Here is a 20,921-nt window from a genome sequence, read left to right as displayed (position 1 = left end):
CCGGAGAGCGACATGACCAAAGACATCCAGCCCGACCCATCGGTCATTGGTGGCGTCCCCGAGGCGCCATTCGTTTTCACGCCCGATCCGGTCGCGGTCTTTACCCGGCGCGCGGGCCGGTTCGGGTTTCTGGCGCAAACCAGCCGCCTCGCGCCCTATATGGCTTTCCTTGGTGAACTGACTGAAATCCAGGCGAGGCTGGCGAAATCCGGCCCGGCGCTGGTGGTGACGCCCGACCAGATCGCCCGCGCGAGGGCCAGCGGGATGCCACCCATCGACCGCATCGCCCTGGCCCGTGACCCCGCCCTGCATGACCTTCTGTCGCGCCTCTGCGCGGCGGTGGCCAAGATCACCATGCCGGACGCGGCGCGCACCGCGCTCGAAGCCGTCACCGCAGCAGAGGAACACGACCGGACATGGCTTCTGGCCAATGCTCTGGCCGGCGATATCCCCGAGGACAGCGCGGCCCCGCATCTTTTCGCCTCGGCGGCGGTGCAGGTTCATCTCTCGCGGCTTGCAGCGGGCGTTGATCCGCAGGCCTTGGGACGGCTGCACACCGGCATCTGCCCCTGCTGCGGTGGTCGGCCGGTCTCCTCACTCGTCACCTCGACCCCGGGGATCGAGAGCATCCGCTACGCCGTCTGCGCGCTCTGCGCGACGCAATGGAACGAGGTCCGCATCCATTGCCTCTCCTGCGGGACGAACAAGGGGCTGACCTATCGCTCGGTCGAGACGACGGAGGCCACGGTCAAGGCTGAATGCTGCCGGGAATGCCAATCCTGGGTGAAGATTTTCTATCTGGAAAAGAACCCCAGCCTTGACCCGGTAGCCGATGATGTCGGCAGTATCGGGCTGGATATGATGATGAAAGGGACCGATCTGAAACGCGGCGGCTTCAACCCCTATCTGATGGGCTATTGATGGATGGCTTTCGCGCCCTGCCTTCGGTTGACCAGTTTCTGAACGGCGCCGAAGGGGCTGCTCTGGTGGCCCGCCATGGCCGCCAGCCGGTGCGCGATGCCCTGCGCGCGCGGCTCGACCGGATGCGCGCGAGCCGGTGCGCGAGGCCCTGCGCGCGCGGCTCGACCGGATGCGCGCGGCGATCCGGGCGGGCGGGGACGCGGCGGTGCTGGCGGCGGGACTGGCCGGTCTGGTTGGCGCCGATCTCGCGGCGCAGGAGCGGACGGGGCTGCGCCCGATGCTGAACCTGACCGGCACCGTGCTGCACACCAACCTTGGCCGTGCCATCCTTGCCGATGAGGCGGTGCGTGCGGCTGTCACCGCCATGGCCAGCCCGCTGGCGCTGGAATTCGATCTGGAAACCGGCGGGCGCGGCCAGCGTGACGATCATCTGCGCGGATTGCTGGTGGAACTGACCGGTGCCGAGGATGCCACCATCGTCAACAACAATGCCGCCGCCGTGCTGATCACGCTGAACACGCTTGCGCAGGGCAGGGACGCCGTGGTCTCGCGCGGCGAGCTGATCGAGATCGGCGGCGCCTTTCGTATGCCCGACATCATGGCCCGGGCGGGCGCAACGCTGGTCGAGATCGGCACCACCAACCGCACCCATCCCAAGGACTACACCGGCGCGATCACGCCCCGGACCGGGGTGATCCTCAAGGTCCATACGTCGAATTACCGCATCGAGGGCTTCACCGCCGAGGTCGCGGGGCCAGAGCTTTCGCAGATCGCCCGGGCGGCGGGGGTGCCGCTCTTGAACGATCTTGGCGCGGGCTCGCTGGTTGATCTGTCGCATTACGGGCTGCGGCGAGAGCCGACGGTGGCCGAGGCGGTGGCCGAGGGCGCGGATCTTGTGACCTTTTCGGGCGACAAGCTCTTGGGCGGGCCGCAGGCGGGTTTTATCGTCGGGCGCAAGGATCTGATCGCGGCGATCAACAAGAACCCGCTGAAACGCGCGGTGCGGCTCGACAAGATCCGCATTGCCGCGCTGGAGGCCACCCTCCGGCTCTACCGCGATCCCGACCGGCTGGCCGAGCGGCTGCCGACGCTGCGCATGCTGGCCCGTCCGGCGGAAGATGTGGCCGCGCAGGCAGCCCGGCTGGCGCCTGAGGTCGATGCGCTGCTCAACCCGCATGGCTTTGCCGCCAGCCCCTGCATCTGCGCCAGCCAGATCGGGTCGGGGGCGCTGCCGGTTGATACCATCCCCTCGGCCGGGCTGCGGATGACGGGGCCGGGCGGCGATGCGCCCGACCGTCTGGCGGCGCGCTTGCGGGCGCTGGCCCTGCCGGTGATCGGCCATATCCATGGCGGCGCGCTGATCCTTGATCTGCGCTGCCTTGAGGATGACGCCATGCTGACCGGGGCGCTGGCGGCGCTATGATCGTCGGCACGGCGGGCCATATCGACCATGGCAAGACGGCCTTGGTGCAGGCGCTGACCGGGGTCGATGCCGACCGGCTGGCAGAGGAAAAGGCACGCGGCATCACCATCGAGTTGGGCTTTGCCTATGCCGAACTGGGCGGGCCGGGTGCGGGCATCACCGGCTTTGTCGATGTTCCGGGGCATGAACGCCTGATCCGCACCATGCTGGCGGGGGCGGGCGGCATCGACTTCGCGCTCTTGGTGGTGGCGGCCGATGACGGGCCGATGCCGCAGACACGCGAACATCTGGAAATCCTGAACCTGCTGGGCCTTTCGCGCGGAGTGGTTGCCCTGACCAAGGCCGATCTGGCGGGCCCAGAGCGGCGCGTCGAAGTCACCGCCGCGATCCGCGCCGCCCTGACAGACAGCGCCCTGGCCGGGGTGCCGATCATTCCGGTCTCAAGCCAGAGCGGCGAGGGGATTGACGATCTGCGCCGGATCCTTGCCGAGGCCGCCGCCGCCACGCCACCGCGCGAAACAACGGCACCGATGCGGCTGTCGGTGGATCGCAGCTTTACCATCGCGGGCGCGGGCACCGTGGTGACGGGCACGATGATTTCCGGCCGCGTTGCCATCGGCGATCAGGTGATGATCAGCCCCTTGGTCTACCGGCCCGGGTGCGTGGCATCCATGCCCAGAACCGCAAGGCCGAGGTGGGGCTGGCCGGGCAGCGTTGCGCCCTGAACCTCAGTGGCGACGGCGTGACAAAGGATGCGGTCCGGCGCGGTGACATGATCCTTGCGCCGGGCCTGCATGCGCCAACCGACCGGATTGATGTGGTGCTGGATGTGCTGGCCTCCGAGGCGGCAGCCGTGACCACATGGCTGCCGGTGCATCTTTACAGCCATGCGGTCGAGGTTGCGGCGCGGGTTGTGCCTTTGGTCGGCAATATCGCGCCGGGCGCCTCGGGCCTGGCGCAGCTGGTGCTGGAGCGCCCCATCGCAGCGACCATGGGCGAGCGGTTCATGCTGCGCGACACCTCGGCCCGGCGCTCGGTCGGGGGCGGGGTTTTCGTTGATTTGCGCGCCCCCGCACGCAAGCGTGGCACGCCCGAGCGGCTGGCGCTGCTGGAGGCGGCTCGGACAACCGATCCGGCAGCGGCGCTCGCGCGGATGGTGCAGGTTGCGCCGGTCGATATGCCGGGCTTTCTGCGCGACAGGGCGCTGGATCCTGACCTCGCCGAGGCACTGGGGGCGCAAGTCGGCGTGGAGCTTCTTGGGCCGCTCGCGCTGTCGCCAGCCCATCTTTCCGCCTTGCAGGGCGGGTTGCAGGACGGGCTGGCCGCCTTCCATAGCGAAAACCCGGATCTGGCCGGGCTTGGGCGGGAAAAGCTGCGGCTGGCGCTGCGGCCCCGCCTGCCGAAAGAGGTCTTTGCCCTTTTCCTTCGGCAAGAGGCCGGGGCGGGGCACATCGTGCAGGATGGCGCCTTCTTGCGTCTGCCCGGCCATGAGGTGAAACTCTCGCCCGAGGATGAGGCGCTGTTCGCGCGCATCTTGCCCGCGCTGATCGGTGATTTGCGCTTTCGCCCGCCACGGGTGCGCGATTTCGCGACGGAGTTCGGGGTCGATGAAAAGGATCTGCGCCGGGTGATGCGCCATTGCCAGCGGCTTGGCCGGGTCGATCAGATCGCGCAGGACCATTTCTTTGCCCGGGCCGTCACGCAGGAAATGGTGGCGATCATCCGCGACCTCGCCGGGAAAAGCGAGGACGGCTGGTTCACTGCCCCCGCCTTTCGCGACCGGGTGCAGAACGGGCGCAAGGTGGCAATCGAGATACTCGATTTCTTCGATCGTCTTGGTCTGACGCTGCGACGGGGCGATCTGCGGCGGCTGAACCCGCACCGGATCGACCTGTTCGACTGATCGCGGCCGTTGGTTGGGCGCCGTCAGCGGCCTGCGCCTATCCCGCGCTGCACCAGTGCCGTGATGCGATCCGCCGCCGTGGCAAGACCCGCAGGATCAAGGCTGTCGACGGCCAGAACCTCGCGCCGAACTGCGCTGCGTGCGCGGTGCTTTGCATAACGCGGATCGTAATGCGCGGCCATCAGCCCTTCGCAAAAGCCGGTGTAGTCCCCACGTTGCAGCAATGCATGCCAGCCCATGATCCGCTCGGTGGCATGGTAGGGGCGAAGCTGGTCAAGCGTTGCACTCAGCCGCGCGGTATCCAGCGTCAGATCCCGGTAGGCGCTGACAAGATAGCGCGCGCGCTCGCCCGCCGGCACCTGCAGTTCGATCCGGGGGGCGGCCATCATCGCCCGCCACAGCCGCGCAGGCAGGCGGCAGTGGCCGATTGCGGCGCTTTCGGCCTCGATCACCACGGGCCGCTTGGGGTCGAGGGCGGCGAGCGCATGGGCCAGCCGGCCCTCGAACATCCGCTGCGAGGGCTGTTCGCCGCTACTCCCGAACAGGGATCCGCGATGGTTTGCCAGCCCTTCGAGGTCGATGATCTGGGTGCCGCGCGCCGCGAGCAGATGCAAAAGCTCGGTCTTTGCGGATCCTGTATTGCCGTCGAGCAGGATGACGGGCGAGGCGGGCACCGTCTCCAATTCCCGGACGACAAGGTTGCGCCAGCTTTTGTAGCCGCCCGTCACGATCTCGGCCCGCCAGCCGATCTGCGACAGGATCACCGCCATCGACCCCGACCGTTGCCCGCCTCGCCAGCAGTAAAGCAGGGGCCGCCAGCCGCCGGGCCGGGCCGCAAGCGGGCCCTCAAGATGGCGAGCAACGTTGCGCGCGATCAGGGCGGCGCCGATCTTGCGGGCCTCGAAAGGCGCGATCTGTTTGTAGACTGTGCCGACCCGGGCCCGCTCGGCATCCCCAAGAACCGGCAGATTGACCGCGCCGGGCAGGCGATCATCAGCAAATTCGGCGGGTGTGCGCACGTCGATGATCTCGTCGAAACGCAGGGCGCCGAGATCGCGGAGAGAAGAAAGCGTGATGGCCATGGGGCACGGCTGTTCGGATTTTCTGGTCTGCGAAGGGTGTATTGCCTTGGTGCCATTGGTGGCGGAGGGGAGTGGGAGTCGAACCCACCCGGGACAGGCTCGCTGCCCCAACCGGTTTTGAAGACCGACCGCCCCACCGGGGACGCTTCCCTTCCATGGCAATGGATTGCAGCTACATGCCGACTGTGAATGGTGCAATCCTGCGGGCAAGGCAAGAGGTTCATCGTCCTCTCATCCGCGGCGGATCCCCCCCGGGCCGGGGCCTGGTTTGCCAGCACCAACCACCACGGGCGCGTCAGCCCGGTTTCTCACAGCAGGGGCAGATATGGGTGAACAGTGCATCAATCGCTGCTGTCGGACGAATGAGAAGCTGCCGGGCGCAGAGCGGGCGATTTCCTGGATCGCGGACGAGATCGAGGATTACCTGCGCCACGGCCATCAGATAGCGGTCCATGAGGCGCAGGCAGGGGATCCGGCATTTGCGCTGCTGGACCGTGAAATGATCGCCCGCGGCCTGAACCCGCCCGGGCCCGCCGCACGGTGCCGTAAAGGTGCCCCGCTGACCGGACACCGGCCTCAGCGGACCGGCAAACAGACACGCACAGGATTCGGGCCCGAGGCCACCGACGCGGTGCATCAGCGCAATGCGGAGCCGGATTCCATCTGGACAAGTTCGTCGTTCGGACGGCGGCATGCGCCCGCCCTCAGCCGCCGCCCCCCCAGACACGGATCCGAAAAACGCGGGCGCTGCGCAACAAAGCCGCGTGAAACCACATAATCATACAGACCGCATCTCACCCGGTTGCCTCGGCAGCAAGTCCACCCTGCATAAGCCAAGTCTCAAGCCATTGCGTCGAGACCTCGCCCGCCGCAAGACCTGGATCGCGAACCAGTGCCCGGTGCAACGGCAAGGTGGTGGAAATCGGGCCTATCCGGGTCGCATCCAGCGCGGCGCGCAGGCGGGCAATGGCCTCGGCCCGGGTCGCGCCCTTCACGATCAGCTTGCCTATGAGGCTGTCGTAATAGGGTGGCACGGTGCTGCCCGCATCGAATCCCTGATCGAAGCGGATCCCGTCGCCCTCCGGCAGTTGCATCTCGATGATCGCACCCGGGCTCGGCAGGAAATTCCGCGCAGGATCCTCGGCATTGATCCGCACTTCGACAGCATGGCCGTCGCAGCGGATATCGTCTTGCGAAAAGGAGAGCTTTTCGCCCCCCGCCACGCGGATCATCTCGCGCATCAAATCGATTCCGGTGATCATCTCGGTCACCGGATGCTCGACCTGTATCCGGGTGTTCATCTCGATGAAGTAGAATTCGCGGCGATGCGGATCCCAGAGATATTCCATTGTCCCGGCCCCGCGATAGGAAACCGATTGCGCGAGCCGCACCGCCGAGGCGCAAAGCGCAGCGCGGACCTCCGGGGCCAGAGCGACCGCGGGGGCCTCCTCCCAGATCTTCTGGCGCCGTCGCTGAAGCGAGCATTCCCGCTCATAGAGATGCACCACCGTCTCGCCGTCTCCGAGGATCTGCACCTCAATATGGCGGGCATTTTCGATATAGGCCTCAAGATAAAGACCGCCATCGCCAAAGGCCGCCTTGGCCTCAGCCATGGCCGGGGGAACTGCCTGGGCCAGTTCCGCCGCATCGCGCACGACGCGGATCCCGCGCCCGCCGCCACCGGCAGCCGCCTTGATCATCACCGGGAATCCCATGTCGGAAGCCAGAGCGAGCGCGGCCGCGGGGTCATCGAGTCGGCCATCGCTGCCCGGAACCACCGGCACACCGGCAGCGATGGCGGCGGCGCGGGCATTCACCTTGTCGCCCATCCGTTCGATCGTATCGGCATCGGGGCCGACGAAGATGCGCCCCATCGCCGTGACCGCCCGCGCGAAAGCGGCATTTTCCGACAGGAAGCCGTAGCCCGGATGCAGTGCATCCGCGCCGCTGTCGCGCAGTGCTTCCAGCACGGCACCGATGTTCAGATAGGATTTCGCAGCCGAAGCCGGACCGATCACCACGACCTCATCGGCCATGCGCGTGGCCAGCATCCCGCGATCCGCCTCGCTCACCACCTGCACGGTGCGGATCCCCAGATCACGCGCTGCGCGGATGATGCGCACTGCAATCTCGCCGCGATTGGCGATCAGAAGCTTGCGGATTCCCTGACTCATGATACGGCTTCGACCCGGCAGATCGCCTCGCCCGGCTCAACGTCGGCTTCGTTTTCCACCTCATAGCCGAGAAAGGTGCCGCCCTGCTCCGCCTCGACCGCGAGGAAGGATTTCATCACCTCGACCAGAGCGACGGTCTCGCCGACACTGACCCTATCGCCCGGCTGTTTGAAAACGGGCGCCTCAGGGGAGGGGGAGAGATAGATCACGCCGGGCAAAGCGGCTTCGATGATGTGAATGGTCATTGGTCGTCTCCGGGATATCGGGGGTTGGTCAGGCGAGGCGCGACAGCACCAGCGCGAGTTTCGCGATCATTTCCGCGGCATCCTTGCGTGAGAAAACCAGAGGCGGGCGGATTTTAAGGACATTGGCCGCGCGCGCGCAGCCCGAGATCAGCACATTCTCGTCACGCAGACCGTTGATGATACGGGTCGCGGTCATGGCATCAGGGGTCTTCGCCACCGGATCCGAGACTATCTCGACCCCAAGGAACAACCCTGCCCCGCGTATATCGCCGATGACAGGATACTCCGCCGCCAGAGCGCGGAACTCAGCCTTGAGATATGCGCCGACCTCGACCGCATTGGCCAGAAGCCCCTCGTCCTCAATGGCGTCGAGCACGGCGCTCGCCGCGGCGACCGCCACGGCATTGCCTCCGAACGTGTTGAAATAACGGGACTTGCGGCCGAATTCCTCAAGCACTTCGGGGCGCGCCGCGACGCCGGCCACCGGATAGCCATTGCCCATCGGCTTGCCCATCGTGACGATATCGGGGACCACGCCATGGCGCTGAAAGCCCCACATCGCCTCGCCCGTGCGGCCGAAGCCCGACTGAACCTCATCGGCGATATAGACGCCGCCCGTCGCACGGATCGCCGCGACCGCGCCCCTGATGAGGCCGGGCGGGCCGTCGAACACGCCGTCGCTGGCGAAAATCCCGTCACAGATGAAGAGCGCGGGTTTGATCCCGTGGCGCTTCAGATCGCGGATCGCGGCCTCGACGGCGGCGGTGAATTCCCCCGCTACGTCGGCGGAGCGGTAGCTGTCGGGCGCCGGCACGGTGCGCACATGGACCCCAAGATCGACATTCGGGCCAAGCGAGGGCGAGAATTCCGAAACCGCCTGGGTGATGCCGTGATAGGCGGTCTCGGTGACGATGATGCCCTTCCCGCCGGTATAGGACTGCGCGATCCGCACCGCGAGGTCATTGGCGTCCGAGCCGGTGCAGGTGAACATGAGATGCCCGATCTCCGGGGGCATCGTCGCGAGCAGCCTCTCGGCGTAATCCAGCACCGCGCCATGCAGGTAACGGGTATTGGTGGCAAGCGTCCCGACCTGTTCGCGGATCGCCCTGACCACTTTCGGGTGACAATGGCCGATCGACGTGACGTTGTTATAGGCGTCGAGATAAGCGTTGCCCTCGGAATCGTAGAGCCAGACCCCCTCCCCCCGGGTGAAATGCAGCGGGCGCTCATACATGAGCCGGTATGCAGGCCCGAGCAGACGCTTGCGGCGCGCGATCAGCGCGGAGGTCTCCTCGTCCAGCTCAACGGCGCCCTCGACAAAGGCGTTGACCATGGCTTCCTGGATCATCTTGCTTACTCCATTTCGCAGGCGGCGCGAAACATGGCGCTGACCTGATCTCTCGGCAGGGATGCGAATGCGGCGAGACCCTGGCGGGCGGGGCCGTTATTGCGCAGGATATAGGCGGCGTTTTGCGGGTAGCGCGCGGCGCGGCCCTCGGTGATGGCGATGGTGGTCATCAGCCGCGTGACGATCAGATCGCGCAAAAGCGCGATTTCGCCCGGCTCCAGCGGCAGGATCCCGTGATAGGCGCGGACCATATCCGCCACCACCTCCGGCCCGCCCGGCGTGTGATAGGAGCAGGCCACCGCAAGGTCGATCACCAGCGGGGTCTTCACCATATCGCCGAAATCGAGAATGCCGCTGACCTCGTCGGGACGGGCGGGATCGAACACCGCATTGTGCAGGTTCAGATCGTTATGGATGACACGCTGGCGCATATGCGCCAGCCGCAGGCTGACCACGGCCTCGAAATGATCGAGTTCCTCCATCAAGAGGGCGCGCAGATCCGGCTCGGCCAGTTCCCGGAGCAAGGGCCGCAGCCGCGCCGCGTTGCGGATATCCCAGAGGATCTCGTGGCGCGAGGCGGGATGATCGAACCCTTCGAACGCACGGCCCAGCCGGGCGAGCCCTCGCGCCAGATTGCGCCTGAGTTCGGGCGAAACCGCCCCGCCCCGCGCCACAGGGATACCTTCCAGCCAGGTCAGCACCCGGATCACACTGATCCGCCCATCCGGCAGGACCAGCGGGAACTCGCTGCGCCCATCCGAGGCACGCACCACTTTCGGCACCGGCAGCGTGGGATCGCGCGCCTCTAGCCAGAGAAGCGCCTCGGTCTGAAAGTTGATATTGCCCTCCGGCTCGGCGGGGTTGGACAGCTTCATCGTGAAGCTGCGCCCTCCTGTGGCGGTGATGCGGAAATTCGCGTCCCGCTCGCAGGCGAGGCTCTCTGCCTTGCCTTCCAGGCCATAATGGTCGCGCAGAACCTGCAAGGCCGCTGCCTCGTCAAGCGCGGGGGGCGGGCTGTCCAACATCTCACCAAGCGCCGCCCGCACCGGGTCGGCGATAAACACATCCGTCACGATATCAGACACGAATGGCCACCCCCTCGCCAGTCACCCCGTCAAGGGCCGCACGCAGACGGGCGGCGCCGTCGCGGTCAATGCGGCGAAAGCGCAGAACCTCGCCGGGCCGGGCCTGGGCGAGCTTCCAGAAGGCGGCGCTGGCGACGGTGAACGGGTTGATGAAGCCCCCGGTCGAGGGTGCGTCATTGACCAGAATGATCGGCGTCTGACCGGCGAGATTCACCGCCCCGGGCGGATAGCCATGGTCGATGATATTCGACGGGTCCTGGCCATGATCGGCTTTCTTGTGGATCGCACGCGGTGCGAAGGCGAATTCCGGCCCGGTGAGACGGATGCCGGTGCGGTTGCTTTTCGCCTGCACCGGCCAGTCGGCCGAAAAGAACACTTCAACCGATTCCGGGGCCAGCCAGTCGTCATTCGGACCGACAAGCGCCTCAACCTCGATACGTTTGTCGACCGAAAAGACCGGCCGCGCCGCCTCGGGGATTGTGAGAACCGGCCCCTCCCCGGAAGCCGGCCCAAGCGGCAGCTCCTGATCCTTCGCCAGTGCCTGGCCGCCGACTTTCGCCATATGGAAGACTGCGCGCGAGCCAAGCACCACCGGCGTATCCAGTCCGCCCGAGATCGCGATATAGCTGCGCGCGCCGCTGATCGCCGCGCCGAGTTCCAGCGCCTGACCGGCGCGGACCGGCAGGGTCCGCCACATGGCAACCGGCACGCCATCGAGTTTCGGGCGCATATCCGCGCCGGTCACCGCGACCAGCACATCGGTTTCGAACTTCAGCGTCGGGCCGAGGAACTGGCATTCCAGCGCGGCCGTATCGCGCGGATTTCCCACGAGGATATTCGCCTGACGGAAAGACCAGGTATCGAACGGCCCCGAAATCGGAAAGCCCTGCTCCAGATAGCCGATCCTGCCGGGCAGTTCCTGAACGGTTGTCTCCAGCCCAGGCTTCAGAACGGTGACAAAGCCCCTCTTCATGCCTTCTCTCCCTCTGTCTGCGTCTTTGCCCAGTCGAGATAGCGATCGACCGAGAAGATCTGATAGTCCACGATGTCGTGGACATAGCTGCCGGCCGCGACCTCTGCCTCGATCGCAGCGCATTCCTCCGCGCTGATGGCGCGGAACCGCACCCGGTCCCCTGCCCGCAATAGCGCGAGGCTTTCGCGGAAGGCCGGCAGGCGCTGAGCGCCGTCATAGATCGGCGCCGGGCTGCGGCCGATCAGCTGATAGCCGCCCGGCGTGCGGTCCGGATAGATGCAGGTCAGCGCGCCGCCGATCCCAACGGCGCCTTTCGGCGTCCAGGTGCGGGGCGGATTGTATTTCGGCGCGGTGATCCGGGCATTCGGGTTCAGCGACAGCAGCGAGCACAGGCCCGGCCAGAAACCAAGCGCCGCAACCCAGTATTCCGTGCCGGCATGACGCCGCGCGAGAGCCGCGCGATCCTCAAGCCCGTTGACGTGACAAAGCAAATCCGGATCCCGCGCCTTTTCCGGATGGGTCTTGCGATAGTCGTCGATACAACCCGTGGTCTGGTCGTCGAAATAAAGAACCGGCATGGTCACGAGGCGGCTCGGCAGCGCGCCCGTGACATCCGAACCGATCCGCTCATAGATCTGCGCCACCTCGCGGATCAGATCCTCATACGAGATACGGTCGGGGTCATAGGTGATCTGGAACGAGGCGAGCTCGGGGATCAGATCCTCGATGGCGGAGATTTTCTCTTTGCGCAATGCCGCGACCAGGCGGTGAACGGTGAAATTCAGCGTAAAATCCATTCCGTCGCCAAGTTCCACCTCGACCGCACGGTCTCCTCCGGGGTAAAAGTGCAGGATTTCATGCAGCATGGGGGTGCTCCTCCTTGGTGACGCGCGAAAACGGATGCCCGCCCGACTGCGGAAACGGTGGCGTTTCGTGGAGCAGATATATGATATATCTTGCTGCCGATGCGGGCGGATCTGTATAGTCCGGGGCAGAAATGCCGCATTCCCCGAGAGCGTCCGGAAGAAGAGACATATGAACAAAATCCAACGAGAACCGCTGAGCGACCGGGCCTATGAGCAGATCCTTGAGGGTATGGCCGACGGAACTTTCGCGCCGATGCAACCTATGGTGATCCGCAATATCGCCGACAGTTTCGGAATTTCGGCCACCCCGATCCGCGAAGCCCTGCAGCGGCTTGTGGCCGAGCGGCTGCTGGTGCAGTTGCCGAACCGCTCGATCGTCGTGCCGCAGATGACAGCGGAACGCTTCGACCAGCTTCTTCCGATACGGGTTGCGCTGGAGGGGATGGCGGCGGAACTGGCGACCCCCCATTTCACCGAAGAGGACTTCATCTCGGTCGATGCGTTGCTGAACCGCATCGCCGAGACGACGCGGACCTTTGACGCCAGGCTTTACCTCCGGCTCAATCGCGAATTCCATTTCTTCCTCTATGAGCGTTGCGGCAATCCTGAGCTTTTGCAGGTGATCGAAGGGCTTTGGCTCAAGGTCGGCCCGGTCTTCAACGGGCTGTTCGATACCGATCACTACCGCGAGCATGCCAATGACGAGCATCGCAATATCATGGCCGCAATCAGGCGCGGCGACGCCGTCGGCGCGCGTGAGGCCATGGCCCAGGATCTGGTCCTGGCTGCCGAGGCGCTGCTGCCGCGGATGCTGAGACCGACCGCATCCTGAGCGGAGAGAGACGACGTTCAATTGCGATCCCCCCGGGCAAACAGCATCCAGAACACGCCGCACAAAAGCGGCAGCGTGATCAGGAGCACCAGCGACGCCAGCGAGAAGATGATCGGCACCTGGCTTTGCTGGGCGGCGGCCTGAATCCAGCTCCAGACCGGCATGGTCTCGACCGTGCCGCGCAGGAAGACCGAGCGCATCAGCTCGTTGAAGGACATCAGGAAGCCGAAAAGCGCGGCGCTGACGATGCCCGGCATCAGGATCGGAAACTCGATATCCCAGAACACCCGCCAGTTCGAAGCGCCAAGATCCCGGCCGGCCTCGACGAGACGCTGATCGAAGCGGATGGTGACGACCAGCACGATCAGAAGGGCGAAGGGAAAGGCCCAGACGAAATGGCCAAGCGCCACCGACCAGAAGCCGAGCTTCAGGTCGAGAACCGCGCGCGCCATGATGAACAGCGCCGCCCCCATCGACATGCCGGGAACGAAGAGCGGGATCACGAAGAAGAAGATCACCCGCCCCGGGCTTTGCAGGTTCGGCAGCGCACGACCGATGATCGTCGCGCAGATGGCGCAGATCAGCCCCACGCCGAGCCCGATCCCCAGGCTTGCGAGCATCGGACCGTGCCAGGCGCTGCTGGCGAAAAGCGCCCGGTAATGCTCCAGCGAGAACGCGCCCGGAATGCCTCCCAGCGGGTTGCGGCTGATCGACAGGAGGATCAGCCAGATCAGCGGGAAATAGATCATCGCCAGCATGGCGAAGCCGCCCCATTTGCCCAGCCTCTTCCAGAGGGGGCTATAGCTCGGCCCCATGCGGCGTGAGGGCTTCGGGATGACGAGTGCTTGCTTTTGCATGGCTCAGCCCCTTTGCACGCGGAAGGATCCGGACGGATCGCCGAAGCGGCGCACGATCAGATACATGAGCGCGAGCAACAGCAGCAGAAGCCCGATCACGAAGGCGGAAAGCGCGGCCACGACCGGATAGCGCAAAGCGGAATAGGCGCTCTCGATCGAGTTCGAGATCAGGTTGACGAAACCGCCCCCCAGCATCCCCGGCTCGACCCAGGCCGCCAGCGCAGGGCCAAGACAGAAGACCACGCCCGCCATGATCCCTGGCAAGGAAAGCGGGATCACGATGCGGCTCAGCGTCTGCCAGGGCGAGGCCCCGAGATCGTTGCTCGCTTCGATCAGCGTGTCGTCGATCAGGGTTATCGCAAGATAGATCGGCATCACCATGGGCGGGAAGAGGCTGACGATCATGCCGAAATGCACCGCCACCTCGGAATAGAGCAGCCATTCCACCGGCTGATCTACGAGGCCGGTTCCCACGAGGATGGTGTTCACGAGGCCCGACTGGCCGAGGATCGCGCGCCAGACGATGGTGCGCGACGACATGTCGAGGAAGAAAGGTATGGTCAGCATCGCAAGGCAGACCGCCTGGGTGGTCTTTGACCGGCAGCCTTTGGCCAGCCAGAGCGCGAAAGGCCAGGCGACGGCCAGCTCGACCAGCGTCACGGTCAGCGCGATGCGCAGGGTGCGCAGGGTCACCTCCCATCGCCCGGACGAGAAGAGCCCGATCCAGGTATCCAGCGTCGGCTCGTAAACGGTGCGGAACTGCACGGTCGAGAAAAAGCTGAACGCGAAAAGCACCACGATCGGCACGATCACCAGGAGGAACCAGGCCAGGAGAATGGCCCATACCGCGAAGTTTACCCCGTCAAACCGCATACGGAGCGCATGGAACACGCCGCTCGCGGCTCTGGTCGCCGCCCCAGCATCCGCCGGTTCCGCATCTGCTGCGATGTGCTGCATCTTTCTCATCCGTTCTTTGTGCCGCGAACCGGCGCCGATGGGGTTCCCGGCCCCCTGCAAAGGGGCCGGGCAGGTTCCCCGAGCGCCCGGCACGGCTGCCGGGCGCTGCGGTCAGGCATTCATGAACCGCTGCCATTCCTCTTCCATCGCGCCGGCATTGTCGGGCGTGGTGGTCGAGACGAAGGGTTTCGAGAATTTCTTGTTCACCTTGGCCTCGGTCGCCTTCAGTTCCTCGATTTCCTCCGCGGTCCAGCCGCTGGCCTCGGCATATTCGACGCCGAGATCCATATTCGGGCCGGCATAGCCACGGTCGCGGGCCTGGAGGGCGCGGTATTCGCCGCCGAGGAAGTAGTTCAGCACCTTGTAGATCGCGTCGAGATTACCGCGATCCACGGCCTGGGCGGCGATATAGGCGCCGTGCCCCCATTTGAAATAGCCCTCTTTGGTGTAGGCATAGCGTGTCGCATCCGGGCCGAGCACCAGATTGGCCTCGCGCACCGCAGGCTCCCAGCAATTGATCACATCGACTTCCTTATTGGTCAGAAGCTGGATCTGTTCCTCGAAGGCGCCGTAAAGGGTGCGGAACTGGCCGGCCTTCTTGCGCTCGATCAGGAAGTCGGCGACGGTCTTCGCCTCTTCCGGGGTCAGGTCCGCCAGATCCGCGAAGCTCGCCGCGCCTTTTTCCTGCAGATACAGCGCCGCCACACCCATGGAATAGGTATAGGCATTGCCGTAGGCCACACGCCCGCGGGTGGCCTCGTCCTCGAACATCAGCGACCAGGAAAGCTCCTCGGTGCTGTCCGGCGCAAGCCCGAGCTTTTCGGGGAAATAGCCGAAGCTGTCGGCATTGCCGATCACCGGCACACCCCATTGCCTGCCTTCGCGGTCCTGCACCACGGGCGAACGCTTCCAGTCATCCGAAGTGCGTTCCCACAGCGTCAGCTCGGGATTGGCCTCATCGAGCGGCGCATAGAGGCCCTGCGGGCCGAGAATGTCCTCGGTGCCGGATTCGAACACGAAGAGATCGGCCTGATCGCCCATATTTGCGCCCATCACATCGCGCATGAAGACGCCGACATCATTCGACGAACCGCTGAGTTCCGCCCTGACGCCGATGGATGTTTCCATGGGCGCCCAGTCCTTCAGGGCCGCGGTCGGCACGCCGTAGATCCTTACGAGCGGCATGTCCTGGGCCGCAGCGGGCAAACCCGCCACGGCGAGACCCGCCGCCGCGCTCATCCCCATCAGCATGCCGCGCCGGCTCAGCTGCAGCTGACTGTAAGTGGAAAATCGGTCTTTCATGTTTTTGCTCTCCTGTTGGTCGTCGGTTGTCTGGCCTCATTCAGCGGCGAAGATCACGGCATCCCGTGTGTTCCAGCCGACGCGCTGAATCTCTTCAGTCTCGTCTGCCGCGCCATGCCAGATGCGCAGCCGCAGGGCCCCTGCCCCGGTCGAGACGGTGACATCGGTGTATTTGCCCCGGTAAACCCGGCTGATCAGCCTGGCGCCCAGGCCTTCCTGCGCCCCGGTCGGCGCGGTCGCGATCCGCTCGGCCCGGATCGCCAGTGCGACCTTTGCCCCTGGCGCCAGCCCCGCTGAGGTCAGCGTGCCCCGGATCCTGACCCCGCCCGGGAATTCCACGATACCGGCATCGCCCTCGCGCCCGATCAACTCGCCCTCAAGGATGTTTTCATACCCCATGAAGCCGGCGGCAAAGCGGCTTGCGGGCCGGTCGAACAGATCCAGCGGCCCGCCGCTTTGCACGATCTTGCCCTGGCTCATCAGGACGACGCGATCCGACATGGTCAGCGCCTCTTCCTGGCTGTGCGTGATATAGACGAAGGTGATGCCGAGGCTGCGCTGCAACTCCATCAGCTCGATCTGCATGTCCTGGCGCAGCCGTTCGTCCAGCGCACCGAGCGGCTCGTCGAGCAGCAGGACCGAGGGCTGCGTCACCACCGCACGCGCAAGGGCGACCCTTTGCCGCTCGCCGCCGGAAAGCTGGCTGATGCGGCGGTCGGCCTTGGCCTCAAGCTGCACCATGGCCAGCGCACGGCGCGCCTCGGCAAGCGCGTCCCGCGTGTTCATCCTGCGGATCTTCAGCCCGTAAGCGACGTTTTCCACGACACTCATATGCGGGAAAAGCGCGTAGGACTGGAACACCGTGGTGCAGTTGCGACGCGATGCCGGCAGATGCGCCACATCCTCGCCGCCGATCCGGAGACGACGCACCGAAGAAGGCCGCTCCAGCCCGGATATCACCCGCAGCATGGTGGTCTTTCCCGAACCGGAAGAGCCAAGAATGGTCAGGAACTCGCCCTTTGCCGCCAAAAGCGACACATGCGAAAGCGCCTGCACCATGCCGTAATTATGGACGACATCCTCGACCTCGAGCATGGGTTCGGCGGCGTCAGTGCTCATCTCATCTGGTCCTGTTCTTGTCTCTCGGTTCGGGTTCAGTGCCGCAAAACGGCGCCTTCGATGCCGACCAGCCGGGTCGCGAAGGAAAGCGCGGCTTCCAGCAGATCGCGCGAGAGGCCCGCGGGGTCGGTCAGGCCCGGGCGTAAATCGCTGTCCTCCCGAGCATTGCCGCGCAGGCAGCGGCCCGGCGCGCAAAGCGCGGCGCGGGCCATCGCCACCGCCGCCTCCGTGGCGGCGTCCCGGCCCGACGCCAGCCGCGCCGCGATCCGCTCCAGCCCCAGACCGCCTCCGGCGATCACGCCGCCTGCGCGTGAGGCGCGCAACATCGCGACCGCGCGGCGCGCGTTTTCCAGCCCGACAGCCGAATCCGGCCCGCGCGCCAGGGTGACCTCGGCCCATTGGCCCAGAAGCCGCGCCCGGCGGCGTTCGGCATGTTCGCGGTCGAAGGGCAGATAGCGGTTCTGGCGGATCGCAGCCTCGGCCGAGGCGACGCGCAGGGAGATTTCGCCGGGATCGCCCACGATGCCGCCAAGCCGCACCCGGCCTCTGACAAAGCTGAACGTCCCGGCCCGGCCCAGCATTCCCGGCCGGAAGGCATTGAGGGAACGCCCCTGGCTCGCGCAAATCAGAGTGGCGCCGCAGGCCGCCGCCAGATCGGCGAGGATCTCCGCCCCGCGCGACCCCGCATCGGCCGGGATCAGTGCCGCCATGCGCACCACACCTGCCTGGCGGTTCCGCTCGATCAGCTGAAGTGCCTTGCCCTCCAGACCGCGCGCGACGATGACCAGTGCCTTGCCACCCGTGGCGAATGCCTCGATCACCGGCGCAAGATCCTGAAAGTCCGATATGATCTCATTGGCGACAATCAGATAAACCCCGTCCATCGCGGCCAGGGGCGCGGTTCCGGCGAAGCCCGCGTCGAACTCGAAACCGGCAGCCGGTAGGATCCGCGTCTCCCCCCCCTCGCTGAGGCTGACCAGCCCCCCGGGGCCGACTGCCGCGTCGGCCTCGGCCAGCAGGTGGCGCAGATCCGGTGGAAGGCCGCTCGCGGCCAGCAGATCCGCCGCCGCGCCACCGGGCATGGTTTCGGCCGCGAACGCCGCATCCAGTGCCGGTCGCAGACCTTCGATGGCCCGAGCAAGATGCGCAGGTGGAAGATCGCACGCCCATGAGCCTCTGATGGCCTTCTGGCCCTCGCGCAACGCGGCGCCCGCCATGACCGCAAGCCGCGCAGTGCCATCACCGAACTGGCGTTCGGCATCGACCAGCGTCTCTTTCAGCAGGCGACCGGCATAATGGTCCGTGCATATCCGTCGCGCGATTTCCGATCCGGTGCGCGCTGTTTCCACCCGGTTTCCCATGGCGAAAATCACATGCCGACCCTCGGGACCGAGCGAGGAAGCGATGGCCCGCATGGCGGGCGCCAGTGCCTCGGACATTTCACGCTGCAGCCTGCCCCCGGAAAGCGCGCGCATCGCTGTCAATCCCGCGTCAGGCGGCCGACCGCCTGCAACGTGTCATGGACGGCGCGGGCGACTTCGATGGCGTTCGGCGTGTCGGAATGAACGCAGATCGAGTCCACAACCACCTTCACATCCTTTCCGCTCACCGAACGGGTCACACCGAGATCCAGCGCGCGGCGCACTTTCTCGGCCACCATATCGGCTGCGATCGGGGGATGTTCGCGCGAGATGATCTGCCGCCCGTCATCGCCATAGTCGATATCGACATAGAACTCGCAGGAGAAGGGAATGCCGCGCCGGGTGAAGACCTCGGACATCTGGCAATCGGAATAGGCGATCACCGGCACCCCGAAGACCTCGGCCGCATCGGCGATGCCTTCGGCGACATGTTCCTCGTTCTGCGCCATGCCGAAAAGCGAGCCATGCGGCTTGATATGTGCAAGCTCCACCCCTTCGGCGCGCAGGAAACCCATCAGCGCGCCGGTCTGATAGATGGTCATCGCCGCGACCTCTTCGCGCGTCATGCGCATCGGGCGGCGGCCGAAGCCCTCGCGGTCGGGAAGGCCGGGATGCGCGCCGATGCGGATGCGGGCGGCTTTTGCCAGCCGCACCGTGCGCGCCATCACCACCGGATCCGAGGCATGGAAGCCGCAGGCGATATTGGCGTGGGTGACAAAAGGCATGCAGGCCTGATCATCGCCGAAGCGGTAGATCCCGTAGGCTTCCCCCATGTCGCAGTTGATCGTGACCATGAACCGCCTTTCCCCTTCGATCGAAACATTATATATTATATATCATGAGACTCTACGCTCGATGGTGTCAACTGGTTGTCGGCCGAAATCACTGACCGGGGGACCAAAGGCGCAGGAAGGTGCAATATCCCGCACGGGTCGCCCTCAAAATAGGCGAAACGCGGGTCGAGGCTTGTCCACGCGACCTGGATGTCCTCTCCTGACGACGGCGACATAACCTCGGAAAAACACGCGGTCGGGTATCGCCCGGGTATGCCCGAAGGCCCTGACGATGTGACCGCCCCCCGACGACCTCTGTGTGCCAGGGTGGTTCTGCGAGGATCCACATAGGAGAGCGGTCATGTCGGAGATTATCACTGTCGGGCTCGATCTGGCGAAGAATGTGTTTCAGGCGCATGGGGCTGATGTCTCGGGCCGGGTGCTTTTTCGCAAGAAGCTGAGGCGGAGCAGGTGCTGCCGTTCTTCAGTCAGTTGCCGCCTTGCGTTGTCGCCATGGAGGCCTGCGGAGGGGCGCATTTCCGGGGCCGCGAGATCGGCAGGCCCGGGCACGAGGTGCAGCTGATCCCGCCCGCCTAAGTCAGGCCGTTCGTGAAGCGCCAGAAGAACGATGCATCGGACGCCGAGGCAATCCGCGAAGCGTCTCGGAGGCCGACGATGCGCTTCGTGCCGGTGAAGAGTGAGGAGACCCAAGGGGCGGCGCCTCGCCATGGCGCTCGAACCAGTGGCGCACCATGGCTCGATCTTCCGTATCCGTGAACTGCTGATCCGGCAGCGCACGCAGACGATCAATGCACTGCGGGGCCACCTGACCGGGTTCGGGCAGATCGTGCCGCAGGGTGCGGCCAAGGCGGCATGGCTGGTTGCGATCGTCGAGGATCCCGAAAGTGGGCTGCCAGTTGATGCGACCGCTGCTCTGGCAGTCCTGGTAGCAGCCCTTGCTCATCTTGAGACGGAGATTGATCGCCTCAACGCCGAGATCGCGCGGCGTGCCAAAGAGAACGATGTCGCCCGGCGGCTGATGACGGTGCCGGGCATCGGCCCGCTGATAGCTACGGCCATTGCGGTTCTGGCACCACCGCCAGCGACGTTCCGCAAGGCGCGGGGCTTCGCAGCCTGGCTCGGCCTGGTGCCACGGCAGCACTCGACCGGTGGCAAACAACGGCTCGCGGCCACGACAAAGATGGGCGAGCGGTCCCTCCGGTGCTTGCTGATCATCGGTGCCAACAGCGTCATCATCAAACGACACGTCCATGCCCGCGCCCGTCCGGGCACATGGCTGGGCGGCATGCTGGCGCGCAAGCCGCCGATGCTGGTGCGTGTGGCCTTGGCGAACAAGATGGCGCGGATCGTTTGGGCCCTGATGGCCCGCAGTGGCGTTTACAAGGCTCTGGCCGTGGCGGCATAAGCCGCCCGTCGGTCGCGAGGGCGTCGGAGCGAAAGAGGGCAAGGAGACGTTTGGCGCAACGGTCGTGAGACGGGGTCGGGGAAACCAGCGATCTGTGCCGCAAGCACGGCGCCAGCGATGCGACAGTCTATAAATGGCAGGCCAAATATGGCGGCATGGATGTCAGCGAGGCCAAGCGGCTGAAGGGTTTGGAAGACGAGAACGCCCGCCTGAA

19 protein-coding genes, 1 tRNA gene and 3 pseudogenes are annotated in these 20,921 nt (G+C 65.6%); 9 read left to right on the top strand and 14 right to left on the bottom strand.

Annotation, left to right across the window (positions count from 1 at the left end; translation table 11 throughout):
• Window positions 1-12: 12 nt before the first annotated feature.
• From fdhE to ABNX41_RS20000, 5 genes and pseudogenes are all read left to right on the top strand, one after another.
• Window positions 13-921: a formate dehydrogenase accessory protein FdhE gene (gene fdhE, locus ABNX41_RS20020; protein ID WP_438671461.1), complete on the top strand. Its 909-nt coding sequence runs from the start codon at window positions 13-15 to the stop codon at window positions 919-921.
• A pseudogene (locus ABNX41_RS20015) lies at window positions 921-992 on the top strand (hypothetical protein); the annotation flags it as partial. The gene fdhE and the pseudogene ABNX41_RS20015, both read left to right, overlap by 1 nt.
• A gap of 65 nt (window positions 993-1,057) precedes the next feature.
• Window positions 1,058-2,344, top strand: coding sequence for an L-seryl-tRNA(Sec) selenium transferase (gene selA / locus ABNX41_RS20010; protein ID WP_438671460.1), 1,287 nt, complete (start codon window positions 1,058-1,060; stop codon window positions 2,342-2,344).
• Entirely contained in the window at window positions 2,341-3,069 is a 729-nt protein-coding gene (gene selB, locus ABNX41_RS20005) for a selenocysteine-specific translation elongation factor (RefSeq protein WP_438671459.1), read from the top strand. The genes selA and selB overlap by 4 nt, the downstream gene beginning before the upstream one ends.
• On the top strand, window positions 3,003-4,247 hold the full coding sequence (locus tag ABNX41_RS20000; protein WP_438671458.1) for a SelB domain-containing protein: 1,245 nt from the start codon (window positions 3,003-3,005) through the stop codon (window positions 4,245-4,247). Before selB ends, ABNX41_RS20000 begins: the two co-directional genes overlap by 67 nt.
• Window positions 4,248-4,270: 23 nt before the next feature.
• Here ABNX41_RS20000 and mnmH read toward each other — a convergent pair whose 3' ends face one another.
• Together mnmH and ABNX41_RS19990 are read right to left on the bottom strand one after the other, a co-directional pair.
• Complete coding sequence (mnmH, locus tag ABNX41_RS19995) at window positions 4,271-5,329, bottom strand: tRNA 2-selenouridine(34) synthase MnmH (RefSeq protein ID WP_438671457.1); 1,059 nt, start codon at window positions 5,327-5,329, stop codon at window positions 4,271-4,273.
• A gap of 59 nt (window positions 5,330-5,388) precedes the next feature.
• Window positions 5,389-5,484 (bottom strand) — tRNA-Sec (locus ABNX41_RS19990).
• 170 nt (window positions 5,485-5,654) lie between these two features.
• Between ABNX41_RS19990 and ABNX41_RS19985 the strand changes: the two genes are divergently transcribed.
• Window positions 5,655-6,107 (top strand): hypothetical protein, encoded by a 453-nt coding sequence (locus ABNX41_RS19985; protein WP_438671456.1) that lies wholly within the window; start codon window positions 5,655-5,657, stop codon window positions 6,105-6,107.
• A gap of 16 nt (window positions 6,108-6,123) precedes the next feature.
• Here ABNX41_RS19985 and ABNX41_RS19980 read toward each other — a convergent pair whose 3' ends face one another.
• From ABNX41_RS19980 to ABNX41_RS19955, 6 genes are read right to left on the bottom strand one after another with little or no spacing between them, the layout of a single operon-like run.
• Window positions 6,124-7,503: an acetyl-CoA carboxylase biotin carboxylase subunit gene (locus tag ABNX41_RS19980; protein WP_438671455.1), complete on the bottom strand. Its 1,380-nt coding sequence runs from the start codon at window positions 7,501-7,503 to the stop codon at window positions 6,124-6,126.
• Window positions 7,500-7,748, bottom strand: coding sequence for a biotin/lipoyl-containing protein (locus ABNX41_RS19975; RefSeq protein WP_438671454.1), 249 nt, complete (start codon window positions 7,746-7,748; stop codon window positions 7,500-7,502). Before ABNX41_RS19975 ends, ABNX41_RS19980 begins: the two co-directional genes overlap by 4 nt.
• Before the next feature lie 28 nt (window positions 7,749-7,776).
• Window positions 7,777-9,096, bottom strand: a complete 1,320-nt coding sequence (locus tag ABNX41_RS19970; protein WP_438671453.1) for an aspartate aminotransferase family protein — start codon at window positions 9,094-9,096, stop codon at window positions 7,777-7,779.
• Window positions 9,097-9,101: 5 nt separating this feature from the next.
• Complete coding sequence (locus tag ABNX41_RS19965) at window positions 9,102-10,181, bottom strand: phosphotransferase (protein ID WP_438671452.1); 1,080 nt, start codon at window positions 10,179-10,181, stop codon at window positions 9,102-9,104.
• Entirely contained in the window at window positions 10,174-11,154 is a 981-nt protein-coding gene (locus tag ABNX41_RS19960) for a 5-oxoprolinase subunit C family protein (protein ID WP_438671451.1), read from the bottom strand. The genes ABNX41_RS19965 and ABNX41_RS19960 overlap by 8 nt, the downstream gene beginning before the upstream one ends.
• Window positions 11,151-12,020 (bottom strand): 5-oxoprolinase subunit B family protein, encoded by an 870-nt coding sequence (locus ABNX41_RS19955; protein ID WP_438671450.1) that lies wholly within the window; start codon window positions 12,018-12,020, stop codon window positions 11,151-11,153. The genes ABNX41_RS19960 and ABNX41_RS19955 overlap by 4 nt, the downstream gene beginning before the upstream one ends.
• 169 nt (window positions 12,021-12,189) lie before the next feature.
• Between ABNX41_RS19955 and ABNX41_RS19950 the strand changes: the two genes are divergently transcribed.
• A complete protein-coding gene (locus tag ABNX41_RS19950; RefSeq protein ID WP_438671449.1) occupies window positions 12,190-12,852 on the top strand; it encodes a GntR family transcriptional regulator in 663 nt (220 codons plus the stop codon).
• A 17-nt stretch (window positions 12,853-12,869) separates the two neighbouring features.
• Here the strand turns inward: ABNX41_RS19950 and ABNX41_RS19945 are convergent, their stop codons facing one another.
• The 6 genes from ABNX41_RS19945 to pxpA all read right to left on the bottom strand — a co-directional run bounded on the left by ABNX41_RS19945 (window position 12,870) and on the right by pxpA (window position 19,302).
• Window positions 12,870-13,709, bottom strand: coding sequence for an ABC transporter permease (locus ABNX41_RS19945; RefSeq protein ID WP_438671448.1), 840 nt, complete (start codon window positions 13,707-13,709; stop codon window positions 12,870-12,872).
• Window positions 13,710-13,712: 3 nt separating this feature from the next.
• Entirely contained in the window at window positions 13,713-14,666 is a 954-nt protein-coding gene (locus tag ABNX41_RS19940) for an ABC transporter permease (RefSeq protein ID WP_438671447.1), read from the bottom strand.
• 111 nt (window positions 14,667-14,777) lie between these two features.
• Window positions 14,778-15,794, bottom strand: coding sequence for a hypothetical protein (locus ABNX41_RS19935; RefSeq protein WP_438671446.1), 1,017 nt, complete (start codon window positions 15,792-15,794; stop codon window positions 14,778-14,780).
• Between the two features lie 210 nt (window positions 15,795-16,004).
• The gene (locus ABNX41_RS19930; RefSeq protein ID WP_438671445.1) at window positions 16,005-17,087 is read right to left on the bottom strand and encodes an ABC transporter ATP-binding protein; all 1,083 of its coding nucleotides are present in this window, start codon (window positions 17,085-17,087) and stop codon (window positions 16,005-16,007) included.
• Between the two features lie 35 nt (window positions 17,088-17,122).
• Window positions 17,123-18,562 (bottom strand): TCP-1/cpn60 chaperonin family protein, encoded by a 1,440-nt coding sequence (locus ABNX41_RS19925; protein ID WP_438671444.1) that lies wholly within the window; start codon window positions 18,560-18,562, stop codon window positions 17,123-17,125.
• Window positions 18,563-18,567: 5 nt separating this feature from the next.
• Window positions 18,568-19,302 carry a 5-oxoprolinase subunit PxpA gene (gene pxpA, locus ABNX41_RS19920; protein ID WP_438671443.1) on the bottom strand — a complete coding sequence of 245 codons (735 nt, stop codon included), beginning with the start codon at window positions 19,300-19,302 and terminating at the stop codon, window positions 18,568-18,570.
• Window positions 19,303-19,642: 340 nt separating this feature from the next.
• On the opposite strand from pxpA, the pseudogene ABNX41_RS19915 reads away from it, so the two are divergent.
• Together ABNX41_RS19915 and ABNX41_RS19910 are read left to right on the top strand one after the other, a co-directional pair.
• Window positions 19,643-20,707 (top strand): annotated as a pseudogene (locus ABNX41_RS19915) (IS110 family RNA-guided transposase).
• 86 nt (window positions 20,708-20,793) lie between these two features.
• Window positions 20,794-20,921 (top strand): annotated as a pseudogene (locus tag ABNX41_RS19910) (transposase); the annotation flags it as partial.

Source organism: Pseudogemmobacter sonorensis, from assembly GCF_042762395.1.
Taxonomy (GTDB): Bacteria; Pseudomonadota; Alphaproteobacteria; order Rhodobacterales; family Rhodobacteraceae; genus Pseudogemmobacter; species Pseudogemmobacter sonorensis.
The sequence above is the reverse complement of the archived record's forward strand: the minus strand, read 5'-3'. Positions and strand labels throughout refer to the sequence as shown.